We start from the raw sequence: 14471 nt of genomic DNA on the forward strand, positions 1-14471 counted from the left end.
TCGTGAGGGTCAGCGATGATTCAGGTCAAAACCACCGGCCTGCGAACCTTTGGCCTGCGCTGCCCGGCCGACATCGCCAGATTGCGGGTCCGGGCCACGATTCTCAGAATGGCGGCGCCATGATGGAATTGCCGGAACGCGGCGACAACGGCCGGATCGACGAATGTCGTCGTGGTTTGGCTGTCTGCCGGGACGGTGACGGTGCCGGGGGGCACTTCGTGCTGCCATCCCCGCGCGGCGCGAAAGCTCAGGACCAGTTGGCCGAATGTCGGATAGGCGTGGTCGATATGAGCCGCGTCGATGGTGATAAGCTCATCGGTCAGCTCGCAGGGAACGCGGCCGAGTTCGTCGCCGTAGGTCTTGAAGTGCCGGGCTTTGGCGGCTTTCAAATCTGCGGCCACCGCCGCCCGGCAGGCGTCATAGAACTCCTGGGCGTTTGATTTCGGGGCTCCCCGAACGGCCGCCAGATAGCTGAAATCCGTCTCACTCCCGTCAACGCGCCGCACCCAGAAACCGGGCGTCGAGTAGCCGTCGCCGGTGTTCCGGCGCCGGAAAAAGGAGTCCACCCCGTCGCCGATCTTCGAGGGGCCATCGACGATCACGGCATCATAGCGTTCGAGAAGGGCAATCAGGTCGTCATGGTCGGCACGGTCTTCGACCACGTCCTCATCGGAATAGCGGGCGAGCATATCCTTGAAATGAGCCAAGGCGGCGCTTTGGGTCTTCCATGCTCTACCGTTCGACAGATTGATCGCCTTTGCCACTGCTACCCCGTATCCCCGTTCCGCCTGCCAAGCTGGCTATCGGCGAGGATGGTTCGACGCAAGGCGACACGCAACAAGGTCGGCCGCGCGCCCGCGCGCGGCCGATTTTTTTTAGGGTGAGAGCAAGGCCGGGACCGCTCGCGCGGCCCCGGCCCGGTGCCGCTACTCGGCGGCGACGGCGTAGGACGCTTCGCCGTCCTCCGTTTCGGACGGCTGCTCCACGGCCTCGGTGTCGTCGACCTCGATGGTCGCGGGCTGCTCGGCCTCCGGCGTTGGCGTCCGCAGCACGGCAGGCAGCCAGCCGGTCCCGGCCAGAAGCTGCTCGGCGGCTTGCGCCATGTCCGGCTTCTTCATGTCCGCGATACGGCGGGCGGCATCCTCGGACACGCCTTCGGTCACGGCCTCGACGATGTGCGCCTTGGTAACGCGGCCAAGGTAGCTGTCCACGGTAGGCGTCCAGTCCTTCGCCATGTCCAGCGCCAGCGCGCTTGCCAGCCGGTCGGCGGTTTGTAGCGTCCGGGGCTTGCGGTCCCACGGCAGCCGCAGGGCGTTGACGGTGCGAGCCGCGCAATGCGCCAGCAACGCCAGCCGCTTCGCCTCGTCCAGTCCGACGATGAAGTCCCACAGGCCCGCGATGTCACGCGGCATCCGCTCGGCCCAAGCCTCGTGCTGCTCGCTCGACCGCGCCGCCAAGGGCGTATCCTCGATCCCGTCCGCGTGGCTCCCCAAGGGGGTCACGGTCGGACGGACCTCAAGGCAACCCGCCTCCGCATAGCTGTAGAACAGTTGCGCGGTGAGCGTGTGGGTCAGCGCGACCAACGCCGTGTCCGGCTGGTCGGCCAACGCCACGCGAAGCGCCAGCGTCCGATAGGCGGACAGGTCGCGGGTGAGGCTGTCGGAAATGGGCTTGCCCGGTTCCTCGTCCTCCTCCTCGATTTCCCGCACGTCCTCGTCGCCGTCCTCCGGCTGCTCGTCCTCCCCGGCCTGCGGTTCGGGCGCATCGCCTTTGGCTTCCGGTTCGGGCTGCGGGTCCGCCAGCGCCTCGTCCTCAAGACGGACGAAACCGCGCTCGACCCTGACACTGCCGTCATAGTGAAGCACCACGAACGCGCCGCCATACGCGACCACGTTGGCGTCGTAGGCGGAACGCTTCTCGGAAATGGTGTCGATCTCATCGGACACCGCCTCCAGCTTCGCCGCCACGTCCTCGGGCATTTCGTCATAGGACGAATAGCCTTCGGCAAGCTCGTCATGCTCGGTGGACAGCGCCTCCAGCCGCGTCTCGTCCTCGTCGGACAGCGGAACCGACTGCGGATAGAACCGGCGCAACCCGTGGGCGTGGGGGTAGTCGATATGGGCCTCGGCCCATTTCCAGCCCTCGGCCTGAACCTGCTCGGCAACCTCCCGCAACTTCTCGGCGGCAAGCATGTCGAGCAAGCCCGCATCCTCGAAAAACCCGCCCCGGTCCTCGCTGAACAGGTCGCGGATGATGTTGCCGCCCGCCTCTACATAGGCGTCGGCCCCGACGAAAATCGCGCGCCGGTCGGTCGCCGGAACATTGCTCGCGGTCATGTCGCGCCGGATGATCCACGGTTCGCGGTTGTGATGCAAATTGGCGAACACCTGCTCCTGCCGGTCATGGTCCTCGGTGATGGCAAAGGCCATAAGCTGATCCAGCGTAAGCCCGTCCTCCCGATAGACCTGCAACAGCTTGGGGCTGACCGCGCCAAGGCGAAGTCGCTGCTTCACCACCGCCGCCGTCTTGCCGAACCGCGCGCCGATTTCCTCCGCGCCCCAGCCCTTGCCGTCCGCAAGCTCGCGGAACCGCTCGAACTCGTCGGCGGGATGCATGTTGGTCCGGGTCACGTTCTCGTCCAGACTGATTTCGGACGGATCGTTGGCGGTATCGAGCCAACAGCGCACCGGCTCGGACTTCTTGATCTGCTTGCGCTTGGCGCGCAGAAGCATCGCCAGCCTGCGGCCTTCGCCAGCGGTGACGAGATAGTAGGCGGTCGGCGTCCCGTCCTCTCTGGTTTCAGGCTCCACGACAAGGTTTTGGATCAGCCCCTTGTGCTGGATCGAAGCGGCCAGCGCCTCGATAGCGGCTTCCCCGTGCGGCACCTTTCGGGCATTGCGCGGAGACTTCTTGAGCTTGGCGAGCGGCACGAAAATCTCGACGCCCGACGCAGGCTCGGCGGCCACGGTTTCGGTTACAGCGTTCATCACACACTTCCTTCTAAAACCACACTCACCCCGGAATGGGGTGGGCGGCGAAGAAGCGGATCGGCAGGCCCGCCGACGGAGCCGGGCGGCACCCTTTGGGCCGGAACATCGTGGAGGACGCGCTTGCGCGTTGCCGCCCGGCGCGGCGGGCCTAGAGAGAAGCGGCGCCCACCCCACCGACGGGGAGAGCTACAAACAACGCGATCGGGACGGCGCAGCCGTGGCCCGATCTCCGCAGCTCGAACGACCCCGCAATCCGCAGGGCGGATTGACCGACCGGCGCGCCAGCGCCGCTCCGCCATGCTGATCGTCACCCGGCAGGGACGAGACCCGTCAGGGGCTCGGTCGGAGCGAAGCGAAGATAGAGCGGCGGTCCCGTAGGGAGGCGCCAACCCTAACCTTGCAATTTCCCACTTCATCGACTAACATGCAGTCAATGAGTTATGGAGGTGCGTAATGGCGGTCATGACGATCCGAAACATCGACGACGCGATCAAAAATCGCCTGCGCCTGCGCGCGGCGATGCACGGCCGGTCGATGGAAGATGAGGCCCGTGACATCCTGCGTTCGGCGCTCTCGACCGAAATCCCGCGGCCTCGCAATCTGGGCCAGGCGATCCATGAACGCTTTGGCGCGCTGGGCGGCGTCGATCTGCCTGACCGGCCCCGCGAGCCGATCCGGGCGGTGGACTTCGGCGAATGATCGTTCTCGACACCAACGTCATTTCCGAGTTGATGCGGCGCGAGCCTGACCCGAGGGTCATGGCGTGGATCGCCGAGCAGCCGATGGCGGGCGTGTTCACGACGACGCTGACGCAGGCGGAAATCTTCTACGGTCTGGCGCTGCTTCCCGACGGACGCCGCCGCGATGACCTGCTGGCAGCGGCGCGCCCCATGTTCGATGTCGATCTTGCCGGGCGCGTGCTGCCGTTCGATACCGACGCGGCCGGCGCCTATCCAGAGATCGCCGCCGGGCGGAAACAGGGCGGCAAGCCGATCAGCCAGATTGATGCGCAAATCGCCGCCATCGTGCGCTCGCGCGGCGCACGATTGGCGACTCGCAATGTCCGCGATTTCACCGACTGCGGCATCACCGTTGTCGATCCTTGGGGGGAAGCATGACGTCCGCCGCAGCACGCCCCTATCTGCGCTACGACGCGACAGAAACTTTGTGCAAGGCGCGGGTGCGAGGCAGCCTGTTGGAATGGCCCTTCCTCGCAAGCTCCGCCGCCGCACGCCTCGTCGCTGGGCCGAGTGCCCGGATGACCTACACGACTACACAAGTCAGCTTGCACCCCGCCGCGCTTCGCGTCGGTTGCGCGAAGATGATGGGCCGGTCGTCGTCACCGATGACTGGCCGGAGCAAGTTCCGATCGGCGACGCCGAGTTGCGCGCGATTGAAGGCCACATGCGGCAAGCGCTGGACAAGCTGTTCGGACCGCTGCCGTGAAGTGAGGAGTGAAGCGTCATGACCAGCGCCGCCCTGCGACGAGATGAGGATGGGGCACCGGTTGTGGCGACCGCCCGCGCGGCGCTCTACCTGCGCGTTTCGACCGGCCGCCAAGCCGATAGCGATCTGTCGATCCCGGACCAGCGCCGCCAGATCGAGGGCTATTGCCTGTCTCGCGGCTGGGAGGTCACGGCCGAGTTCGTCGAGCCGGGCAACACGGCGACCGACGATCGTCGCCCCGCTTTCCAGGCGATGATCGACGCGGCGATGCAAAAGCCGTCGCCGTTCAACATCATCCTCGTCCACAGCTTCTCGCGGTTCTTCCGCGACCAGTTCCAGTTCGAGTTCTACGTTCGCAAGCTGGCAAAGAACGGGGTGAAGCTCATCTCGATCACGCAAGACCTGGGCGACGATCCCATGAGCGTGATGATGCGCCAGATCATGACGCTGTTCGACGAGTATCAGTCGAAGGAGAACGGCAAGCACACGTTGCGGGCGATGAAGGAGAACGCGCGGCAAGGCTTCTGGAACGGCGCGCGTGCGCCGATCGGCTATCGCGTGGTCGCGGCCGGAGAGCGCGGAGCGAAGATCAAGAAGAAGCTGGAGATCGACCCAATCCAGGCCGAGACGGTGCGGCGCATCTATCGCATGGCATTGAACGGCGTCGATAACAAAGGGCCGATGGGTCTCAAGTCGATCGCCACATGGCTCAATGAAAACAACATCCGCACCCGCGACGGCGGGCGCTGGGGCTTGGGTGCGGTGCATCAGGTGCTCACCCGGACGACCTATATCGGCCAGCACCGCTTCAATACCCGCGATCACAAGACGAAGACGCCGAAGCCGGAGAGCGAACATGCCGTCATGGAAGTGCCGGCGATTGTCTCGGAAGCGGAGTTCGAGGCTGTCCAGCGGTCGCTCAAGGCGCGCAGCCCGAAGATGATGCCGCCGATGGCGGTGGGCGGCCCGACGCTGCTCACCGGCATCTGCTTCTGCGCGTGCTGCGGCGGCGCGATGACGCTGCGCACCGGCACCAGCAGCGTCGGGCGGGAATACCGCTACTACACCTGTTCGACGAAGGCGCGGCAGGGAGCGACCGGCTGTCCCGGCATCACCGTGCCGATGGATCGGCTCAATGAGGCCGTGGTCGATCATCTCGAAGCCCGGTTGCTCGACCCGGCGCGGCTCGAAGCTCTGATGGATCAGATCCTCGAACGGCGCGACGAGTGGGTGAACCAGCGCCGCGAGCATGTCGCCGATCTTGAACGGCGCGCGACCGAGGCCGAAGCGAAGCTCAAGCGCCTCTATGACGCGATCGAGAATGGCGTGATCGACGTGAACGACCCGTCGCTCAAGGATCGCATCACCGAGCTGACCGCGACGCGCGACCAGGCTAAGGGCGATTCCGAACGCGCCTTGGCGCATATCGTAAAGATCGGCCCAGCGATCACGCCGGAAACCCTCCGGGCGTTTGCGGCGGCCCTGCGCAAGAAGCTGCGGAACGGCGATGGGACGTTCGCCCGCGATCAGATTCGCGCGGTCGCGCAGCGGGTTGAAGTGGTGAGCCGAAAGGAGGTCCGCATCCGTGGGCTGCGGAGCGAACTGCTCCGAACGCTAACCGCCGCCTCTGGCGTAGAGGCGGCGGTGCTAGGCGTTCGTGCCTTTGAACCGAAATGGCGCGCCCGAAGAGATTCGAACTCCTGACCCCCAGATTCGTAGTCTGGTGCTCTATCCAGCTGAGCTACGGGCGCGCATTTCGCGGACTTGAGAGAGGCCGGAGGCCGGGCCGCGAAAGAGCGCCATAGCTACCGGCTCCGGGAAAGCTTTGCAAGATCGATAAGGCATGGATTTCGAGCCAAAACGGCAGTTTTTCAGGCCCGGGCCCGTGCATCTCGCAGACTGCGCAACTCCACGGCCCGATCCGGAATCGTGATTCGGAACGTGGCGCCGATGGTGCCGTCCACCAGATTGAGCTCGCCGCCATGCGCCCGGATCAATTCGGCCGCGATCGCCAGCCCGAGCCCGGTGCCGCCGTCCCGCGACGAGCCCTGAAACGCCTCGAACAGATGCGCGCGGGCCTTTTCCGGGATGCCGGGACCGGTGTCCGAGATCTCGAGGATGGTGACCGCGCCCTCGCGGCGGCCGGTAAAGCGGATCTGCTTGGCGATGCCGTCGCCGGACTTGTCACTCTCCAGGGCCTGCGCGGCATTGCGGGCCAGATTGAGCAGCACCCGGAACAACTGATCGGGATCGGCATCGACGGTCAGCCCGCGCTCGATGGCGTTGATCCATTCGATCGACGTGTCGGACGCAAGTCCGGTCGATTCGCGCACTTCGTTGACCACCGGCTCGATCAGAACGCGGCGGCGGTCGGGCGGCGCCTCCTGCGCCTTGCCGTAGGACAGCGTCGACTGGCAGAACGCGATGGCGCGCTCCAGCGAGCGCATCAGCTTCGGCGCGAACCGCTGCACGCGCGGATCGGGCACGCTGGCGAGCTGGTCGGACAGGAGCTGCGACGAGGCCAGCAGGTTGCGCAGATCGTGATTGATCTTCGAGACCGCGAGCCCGAGCGCCGCAAGGTGATTCTTCTGATGCAGCATCGACACCAGATCGCGCTGCATGTCCGACAGTTCGCGCTCCGCGAGGCCGATCTCGTCGGTGCGCTTCGACGGTTCGATAATGCGCGCGGTGCTTTCCGGATTCTCGTGGAAGGCGACCAGATTGGCGGTAACCCGCCGCATCGGCCGCACGAACAGATGATGCAGGGCGTAGTAGATCAGGCCCGCGGTGATGCTGGTCATCACCAGCGACAGCAGCAACACGTTGCGTGAAAAGCGGAACATCGCGTCGCGCAGCGGCTTCTCGTCCACGACAACTTCGATGAACTGTCCGCTGCCGGGCGCGGGACCGATGATGCGCATCACCTCGTCGCCGCTGTCGAGCATGACCTGAAATGCATCGACGATCGCCGACCATGCACTTGTGTCACGCATGTCGATATCGTGGTCGATCTTGGCCGGCATATCGGCCGCCGCCAGCAGCCGCCGCTGCGATCCGCTTTTGATGGCGACTGCGCGCGCCCCGATGCTGGCGAGAATCTGCCGCGCCAGCGCGTCGGGAACCATGCCGCTCGGGGCGGCGTCCAGCACCAGCGCAGCGGTGCTTGCCGCAGCTAGCCGGTCGTTCAGGCGGTTCACCCGGAAATTGGCGATGGACGGCACATAGATCAGGATTTCAACGATCAGGATCAGCGGAATCGTCAGCAGCAACAGCTTTCCCGACAGCCCGAACCGCAGTCCGGGACGGAGCTTTGCCAACGTCCGATCAGGTTCCTGGCCGGATACCGCCATTGAGTGATCGCCTGCCCGTTTTTCATGATTTGCCGCCACAGGATGCGCCTGCCGACGGCCCGGGTCAAACCCCCGGAACTGTTATGGTTTAAGCCTCTGGCCGCGCTCCACAACCTGAGCGCGGTATAAAACCCCAAGATTGACGAAAACAGACCGCTCCCGTATAAGCCGCGCCAACTGTCCTCGATGGCCCGGCTTGACCGGGCCGGTTCATTTTGGACCGGAATTGGTCCACTTCAGGGCCGGCATCGCAGGATTTCATCTCATTATCGGCGAAGTGCCTCCGACAAGCTGTCGGACGAGCATTTCGGTAGCGGAGAACGACCGTGAAGCGGACTTATCAACCCAGCAAACTGGTGCGCAAGCGCCGTCACGGCTTCCGTGCCCGTCTCGCGACCGCCGGCGGCCGCAAGGTTCTCGCCGCCCGTCGTGCCCGCGGCCGCAAGCGTCTGAGCGCCTGACCGACCTTACCCCGGGACCTTTCCCATGCGCCGGTTGAAATCATGGACCGGTTGAAGCAGCGCGCGGATTTCATCGCCGCGGCCAGCGGACCGCGCATGGCCAGCCCGGCCTTTGTGGTGCAAACGCGCCGCCGCGACGATAACGGCCCGGTCCGTGTCGGATTTACCGTTACCAAAAAAGTCGGCACCGCCACGGAACGCAACCGCGTCCGCCGCAGACTTCGCGAACTGGTGAAGCGGCTGGATGTCATATCCATGCGACCCCACCATGATTATGTGATAGTGGGCCGTCGAGCCGCGCTGGACCGCGGCTTTGAAACCATGTTCAACGATCTGCGCTCGGCGCTCAGCCGCCTCGAGCGCCAGACGCCCAAGCCACCAGCGACCTAAGCCACACACAGTCCTTTCCCGAACACGCCCGAGCGCATGACGAGACCTGAACGATGATCGAAAATCGCAATACCATCCTCGCCGTGATCCTGTCGGGCCTTGTGCTGATCGCATGGCAATATTTCTACAACATTCCGACCATGGAAAAGCAGCGCGCCGCGCAGCAGGCCGAGCTCGCGCAGAAGCAGGCCGCCAATCCGGCGACGCCCGCAACGACCACACCGGGTGCGAACCAGCCCACGCCCGCCGCTCCCGGCCAGCAGGCCGGTGCGCCGGCGACAGCCGCGCCAGTCCAGAGCCGCACCACTGCGATCGCCGCCGGACCTCGCGTGAAGATCGACACGCCCAGCATCAGCGGCAGCATCGCGCTGACCGGCGGGCGCATCGACGACGTCGCTCTGGTGAAATATCGCGAGACCGTCGATCCGAAATCGCCAGCCATTGAACTGTTCTCGCCGTCGGGCACCAAGGAACCCTTCTACGCCGAGTTCGGTTTCGTGCCGGCCGCAGGCGCGACAACGAAGATGCCGGACAAGGACACCGTCTGGAAACAGGAAGGCGCAGGTTCGCTGACGCCGACCACTCCGGTCACGCTGACCTGGAACAACGGCCAGGGCCTGACCTTCAAGCGCACCATCTCGATCGACGACAAGTATCTGTTCACGATCAAGGACGACGTCTCCAACGTCGGCGACGCGCCGGTCACACTGTATCCGTTCGGCCTGATCTCGCGTCACGGCACGCCGCACGTCTCCGGCTACTACATCCTGCACGAAGGCCTGATCGGCGTTCTCGGCGATCAGGGCCTGCAGGAGTATGGCTACAAGAAAATGGACGACACCAAAGCGGTGGAGTTCAAGGTGACCAACGCCTGGATGGGCATCACCGACAAGTACTGGGCCGCGACGCTGCTGCCGAGCCCGAAGGCCAACGTGCAGGCGCGCTTCTCGTCCAACCTCGTCGGCACGCTGCGCACCTACCAGACCGACTACCTGCTCGATCCGATGACGATTGCGATCGGCGGCACCGCCAGCACGGCGACCAGCCTGTTCGCCGGTGCCAAGGAAAGCGCCACCGTCGACGCCTACGACAAGCAGCTCGGCCTCAACAAGTTCGACCGCCTGATCGACTGGGGCTGGTTCTACTTCATCACCAAGCCGATGTTCTGGGCCATCGACTGGTTCTTCCACATCTTCGGCAACTTCGGCGTCGCCATCCTCGCGGTGACGGTGCTGGTCAAGCTGATCTTCTTCCCGCTCGCCAACAAGTCCTATGCGTCGATGGCGAAGATGAAGGCCGTGCAGCCGCAGCTTGCCGCGCTGAAGGACAAGTATCCCGACGACAAGATGAAGCAGCAGCAGGAGATGATGGAGATCTACAAGAAGGAGAAGATCAACCCGATCGCGGGCTGTCTTCCGATTCTGATCCAGATCCCGGTGTTCTTCTCGCTCTACAAGGTTCTGTTCGTCACCATCGAAATGCGGCACGCGCCGTTCTTCGGATGGATCAAGGACCTTTCCGCGCCCGATCCGACCAACCTGTTCAACCTGTTCGGTCTGTTCGCGTTCGATCCGACCCAGCTTCCGGTTCTCGGCTATTACCTGCATCTCGGCATCTGGCCGATCATCATGGGCATCACGATGTGGTTCCAGATGAAGCTGAACCCGACGCCGCCCGATCCGACGCAGAAGATGATCTTCGACTGGATGCCGCTGATCTTCACCTTCATGCTTGCGGGCTTCCCGGCCGGTCTCGTGATCTACTGGGCCTGGAACAACCTGCTGTCGGTGCTGCAGCAGAGCTACATCATGAAGAAGAACGGCGCGAAGATCGAACTGTTCGACAACGTGAAGTCGACCTTCGCGGGCAGCAAGAAAACGACTTAAGACCGTCTGAAACGCAAAACGCCCGGCGCATTCGCCGGGCGTTTTCACATTCGAGAACCTTCGCATGACCGATCAAACCGATGCGGAGCTGATTGAAGCGGGACGAAAGATCTTCGCCGGCGACTGGCAATTCTTCTGGGCTTCGCCGTCGATCGAAGCGCTCCCGCCCATGAAAGGCGTCGAAGTCGCGTTCGCCGGCCGCTCCAATGTCGGCAAATCCAGCCTCATCAATGCACTGACCGGCCGTAACGGGCTGGCGCGTACTTCGCACACCCCCGGCCGTACCCAGGAACTGATTTTCTTCGAAGGTCCGACACCTGCGGACGGCAAGGACGCCGGCCTGCGGCTGGTGGACATGCCGGGCTACGGTTATGCCTCCGCGCCAAAGGCCCAGATCGCATCGTGGACCTCGCTGATCCACAAATTCCTGCAAGGCCGCGCCAATCTCGCCCGCGTCTATGTGCTGATCGACTCCCGCCACGGCTTCAAGGATGTCGACAACGACGTGCTCAAGACGCTCGACAAGTCCGCCGTCAGCTATCAGGTGGTGCTGACGAAGGCCGATCAGGTGAAGAAGGCCGCGCTTGAGGAAACCATCGCCGCCACCAAGGCGGCGCTGCTGAAACATCCCGCGGCGTTTCCGGAAGTTCTGGTAACATCGTCGCGCACCGGCGACGGCATGCCCGAACTGCGCGCCGCCATGATCCGTCTTTTGAGAGAGCGAATCTGATGACCCAGACCGGTGTGTTGCGCCTCGCAGTTGTGCTCGCGGGGCTGATGGGGGCCGCCGGTGTCGCGCTGGCAGCCGCATCCGCGCACCAGGCCGACGCCTCGCGGCTGGCTTCCGCCTCGTCGATGCTGCTGTTCCACGCCACTGCCGTGATCGGCGCCGCACTCCTGACCGGGCACGGCATCGCCCGGCGTGGTCTTGGGCTGACCGCGACCTTTGGTTTCATCGTGGGCGCAGCCCTGTTCGCCGGGGATCTGACTATGCGCCAGTATGCCGGTCATGGATTGTTCACAATGGCCGCACCGACCGGCGGCACACTCCTTATTCTGAGCTGGCTGGTGCTGGCGATTGCCGCAGCCTGGCCGCGTCGCGGGGCCTGACTTGCGCGGGCGGCACTTTGCACGCCTTGCGTCAATCGGCTAAACCCTCGTCCAAATCCTTGCCGAACGAGATTTCCCATGATCGATCTGCCGACAAACATCAGCGCACAGGATCAGGCCCGCATCCTGTCGGAGGCGCTGCCGCATATGCAGCAGTACGACGAGGAAACCATCGTCATTAAGTACGGCGGCCATGCCATGGGCGAGGAAAACCTTGCCCGTCAATTCGCCCGCGACATCGTCCTGCTCGAGCAGACCGCGATCAACCCGGTTGTGGTTCACGGCGGCGGCCCGCAGATCGCGAGCATGCTGGCGCGGCTCGGCATCAAATCGGAATTCGCGGCCGGGCTGCGCGTGACCGACGCGCCGACGATGGAAATCGTCGAGATGGTGCTGGCCGGTTCGATCAACAAATCGATCGTCAGCCACATCAATGAAGCCGGCGGCAAGGCCGTCGGCCTGTGCGGCAAGGACGGCAACATGGTCACCGCCGTCAAGGCGACACGAACCATGGTCGATCCCGGCTCCAACATCGAGAAGGTGGTGGATCTCGGTTTTGTCGGCGAGCCCGACAAGGTTGACCTCACACTGCTCAACCAGCTCATCGGCTACGAACTGATCCCGGTGCTGGCGCCGCTGGCTTCGTCAGGCGACGGCAAGACCTACAACGTCAACGCCGATACCTTCGCGGGTGCCGTAGCCGGTGCGCTGAAGGCCAAGCGCCTGTTGCTGCTGACCGACGTGCCCGGCGTGCTCGACAAGTCGAAGAAGCTGATTCCGGAACTTTCGATCAAGGATGCGCGCAAGCTGATCGCCGACGGCACGATTTCCGGCGGCATGATTCCCAAGGTCGAGACCTGCATCTATTCGCTGGAAGCCGGCGTCGAGGGCGTGGTCATCATCGACGGCAAGACGCCGCACGCGGTGCTGCTCGAACTGTTCACCAATCAGGGCACGGGAACGCTGATCCACAAGTGATGCCAGCTCAAATCGTCATTGCGAGCGCAGCGAAGCAATCCACACAGATAAAAATGGATTGCTTCGTCGCTGCGCTCCTCGCAATGACAGCCTTGCTTGTTTCCTCCCCCGCCCGCGCCGATCTTAAAATCTGCAATCGCATGAGTTATGTCGTCGAAGCCGCCATCGGCATCGAGGACAAGACCGCGACCGCGACGCGCGGCTGGTTCCGCATCGATCCGGCAACCTGCCGTGTGGTCGCGCAAGGGAACATCACCGCCGACCGCATCCTGCTCCATGCACGCTCGCTGCCGGTCTATGGCGCGTCGCCCGCGCCGCAGAACGGCACCGATAATCTTTGCGTTGCGTCGAAAGACTTCGTCATTGCCGGACGCCAGTGCCGCGGCGGCCAGACCGCAGCGGCGTTCACCGAAATCAAACCCAGCACCGGCGAAGACGGACATCAGATCGCATACCTCGCCGAAGGGGCCGAGTACGATGACGAGCAGGCGCGCCTCGCCGCGATCCAGCGGCTGCTGGTGATCGCAGGTTATGACGCGGCCCCCATCGACGGCGTCGACGGCCCGAAAACCCAGAACGCCCTCGCCGCATTCCTGAAAGCGCGCGGCCTCAATACCGATGCAGTCCAGGCGCCCAATTTCTTCGAGACGATGATTGCAGCGGTCGAAAAGCCCTCCGCCACCGGCCTCACCTGGTGCAACGACACGCAGTATCGGGTGATGGCATCCATCGCCACCGATGACGGAAAAACAGTCACCAGCCGCGGCTGGTATCGCATCGAACCTGGCAAGTGCCTGCATCCCGACGTGACGGGACAGCCCCGCAGGATCTACAGTTTCGCCGAAGCTGTCGACGCCGATGGCCGTACCATCAAGATCAACAGCCGCCCGGTGAACTGGGGCGGCACCACGATGCTCTGCACCCGCGAGACGCAGTTCGAATTCACCGAACAGGGCGACTGCGGCGGGCGCGGACTGAATGCCAGCGGCTATGAGCGCGTCGAGATCGGCGCCGGCGCCGGCAAGACATTACGCTTCGGGATGCCATGACCCTTAAGTATCAAGGTAACGACTCTAACGTTGCTCCAATCGCAATGCGCTCCCTCTCCCGTGGGGAGAGGTAAAGAAAAGAACATGACAGACGCTCCAAACGAAAAAATGCCCCGCAGCTTCACCCATATCGAGACATGGGTGTTCGATCTCGACAACACGCTCTACCCGCATCACGTCAATCTGTGGCAGCAGGTCGATGTCCGTATCCGCGATTTCGTTGCGCAGTATCTGAATGTGCCGAAGGACGAGGCATTCAAGATTCAGAAGGACTACTATCGCCGCTACGGCACCACCATGCGCGGCATGATGACCGAGCACGGCCTGCGCGCCGACGATTTCCTCGCCTATGTCCATGAGATCGATCACTCGCCGCTCGAACCCAATCCGGAAATGGGCGCGGCGATCGAAAAGCTCCCCGGCCGCAAGCTGATCCTCACCAACGGTTCGCGCGCCCATGCCGGCAAGGTGCTGGAACGGCTCGGCATCGGCAGTCACTTCGAGGACGTGTTCGACATCGTCGCGGCCGAACTGGAGCCGAAGCCCGCGCGGCAGACCTACCTTAAATTTCTCAAGCTGCACGGAGTCGATCCCTCGAAAGCCGCGATGTTCGAGGACCTCGCCCGCAATCTGGTGACGCCGCACGATCTTGGCATGACCACCGTCCTCGTAGTCCCGGACGGCACCAAGAACGTGGTCCGCGAGGACTGGGAGCTGGAGGGCCGCGACGCCGCCTATGTCGATCACATTACCGACGATCTGACCGGGTTTTTGGCGGCGATAAGAGCCTCAAACTGATCCGTTCAACTTG

15 protein-coding genes and 1 tRNA gene are annotated in these 14471 nt (G+C 63.8%); 12 read left to right on the forward strand and 4 right to left on the reverse strand.

What is annotated here, in order from left to right:
- Positions 1 to 20: 20 nt before the first annotated feature.
- Together ACP7AL_RS03235 and ACP7AL_RS03240 are read right to left on the reverse strand one after the other, a co-directional pair.
- Positions 21 to 764: a DCL family protein gene (locus ACP7AL_RS03235; RefSeq protein WP_425988799.1), complete on the reverse strand. Its 744-nt coding sequence runs from the start codon at positions 762 to 764 to the stop codon at positions 21 to 23.
- Between the two features lie 162 nt (positions 765 to 926).
- A complete protein-coding gene (locus ACP7AL_RS03240) occupies positions 927 to 2987 on the reverse strand; it encodes a ParB/RepB/Spo0J family partition protein (protein ID WP_425988802.1) in 2061 nt (686 codons plus the stop codon).
- A gap of 456 nt (positions 2988 to 3443) precedes the next feature.
- Here ACP7AL_RS03240 and ACP7AL_RS03245 point away from each other — a divergent pair, with 456 nt between their 5' ends.
- From ACP7AL_RS03245 to ACP7AL_RS03260, 4 genes are all read left to right on the forward strand, one after another.
- Entirely contained in the window at positions 3444 to 3689 is a 246-nt protein-coding gene (locus tag ACP7AL_RS03245) for a FitA-like ribbon-helix-helix domain-containing protein (protein WP_088712608.1), read from the forward strand.
- Complete coding sequence (locus ACP7AL_RS03250) at positions 3686 to 4108, forward strand: type II toxin-antitoxin system VapC family toxin (RefSeq protein WP_425988804.1); 423 nt, start codon at positions 3686 to 3688, stop codon at positions 4106 to 4108. Before ACP7AL_RS03245 ends, ACP7AL_RS03250 begins: the two co-directional genes overlap by 4 nt.
- 193 nt (positions 4109 to 4301) lie before the next feature.
- Positions 4302 to 4436, forward strand: a complete 135-nt coding sequence (locus ACP7AL_RS03255) for a hypothetical protein (RefSeq protein WP_281380167.1) — start codon at positions 4302 to 4304, stop codon at positions 4434 to 4436.
- A gap of 18 nt (positions 4437 to 4454) precedes the next feature.
- Positions 4455 to 6140, forward strand: coding sequence for a recombinase family protein (locus tag ACP7AL_RS03260; RefSeq protein ID WP_183857038.1), 1686 nt, complete (start codon positions 4455 to 4457; stop codon positions 6138 to 6140).
- Here the strand turns inward: ACP7AL_RS03260 and ACP7AL_RS03265 are convergent.
- Both ACP7AL_RS03265 and ACP7AL_RS03270 read right to left on the reverse strand, forming a co-directional pair.
- Positions 6111 to 6187, reverse strand: a tRNA-Arg gene (locus tag ACP7AL_RS03265). The genes ACP7AL_RS03260 and ACP7AL_RS03265 overlap by 30 nt on opposite strands.
- 120 nt (positions 6188 to 6307) lie before the next feature.
- A complete protein-coding gene (locus ACP7AL_RS03270; RefSeq protein ID WP_425988808.1) occupies positions 6308 to 7786 on the reverse strand; it encodes a sensor histidine kinase in 1479 nt (492 codons plus the stop codon).
- Positions 7787 to 8112: 326 nt separating this feature from the next.
- On the opposite strand from ACP7AL_RS03270, the gene rpmH reads away from it, so the two are divergent.
- The 8 genes from rpmH (at position 8113) to ACP7AL_RS03310 (ending at position 14458) form a co-directional block, all read left to right on the forward strand.
- Complete coding sequence (gene rpmH, locus ACP7AL_RS03275) at positions 8113 to 8247, forward strand: 50S ribosomal protein L34 (RefSeq protein ID WP_008542748.1); 135 nt, start codon at positions 8113 to 8115, stop codon at positions 8245 to 8247.
- 42 nt (positions 8248 to 8289) lie between these two features.
- On the forward strand, positions 8290 to 8637 hold the full coding sequence (rnpA, locus tag ACP7AL_RS03280; RefSeq protein WP_006022316.1) for a ribonuclease P protein component: 348 nt from the start codon (positions 8290 to 8292) through the stop codon (positions 8635 to 8637).
- 53 nt (positions 8638 to 8690) lie between these two features.
- Entirely contained in the window at positions 8691 to 10523 is a 1833-nt protein-coding gene (gene yidC, locus ACP7AL_RS03285; RefSeq protein ID WP_006022317.1) for a membrane protein insertase YidC, read from the forward strand.
- A gap of 64 nt (positions 10524 to 10587) precedes the next feature.
- On the forward strand, positions 10588 to 11253 hold the full coding sequence (gene yihA / locus ACP7AL_RS03290) for a ribosome biogenesis GTP-binding protein YihA/YsxC (RefSeq protein ID WP_024920484.1): 666 nt from the start codon (positions 10588 to 10590) through the stop codon (positions 11251 to 11253).
- A complete protein-coding gene (locus tag ACP7AL_RS03295) occupies positions 11253 to 11633 on the forward strand; it encodes a DUF423 domain-containing protein (RefSeq protein ID WP_425988823.1) in 381 nt (126 codons plus the stop codon). The genes yihA and ACP7AL_RS03295 overlap by 1 nt, the downstream gene beginning before the upstream one ends.
- Before the next feature lie 78 nt (positions 11634 to 11711).
- Positions 11712 to 12611 (forward strand): acetylglutamate kinase, encoded by a 900-nt coding sequence (argB, locus tag ACP7AL_RS03300; protein ID WP_006022320.1) that lies wholly within the window; start codon positions 11712 to 11714, stop codon positions 12609 to 12611.
- A gap of 53 nt (positions 12612 to 12664) precedes the next feature.
- Positions 12665 to 13660, forward strand: coding sequence for a DUF1036 domain-containing protein (locus ACP7AL_RS03305; protein ID WP_425988826.1), 996 nt, complete (start codon positions 12665 to 12667; stop codon positions 13658 to 13660).
- A gap of 84 nt (positions 13661 to 13744) precedes the next feature.
- Positions 13745 to 14458 carry a pyrimidine 5'-nucleotidase gene (locus ACP7AL_RS03310; RefSeq protein ID WP_425988829.1) on the forward strand — a complete coding sequence of 238 codons (714 nt, stop codon included), beginning with the start codon at positions 13745 to 13747 and terminating at the stop codon, positions 14456 to 14458.
- The last annotated feature ends 13 nt before the right edge of the window (positions 14459 to 14471 follow it).

It is taken from the genome of Afipia sp. DC4300-2b1 (assembly GCF_049895725.1).
Taxonomy (GTDB): Bacteria; Pseudomonadota; Alphaproteobacteria; order Rhizobiales; family Xanthobacteraceae; genus Afipia; species Afipia broomeae.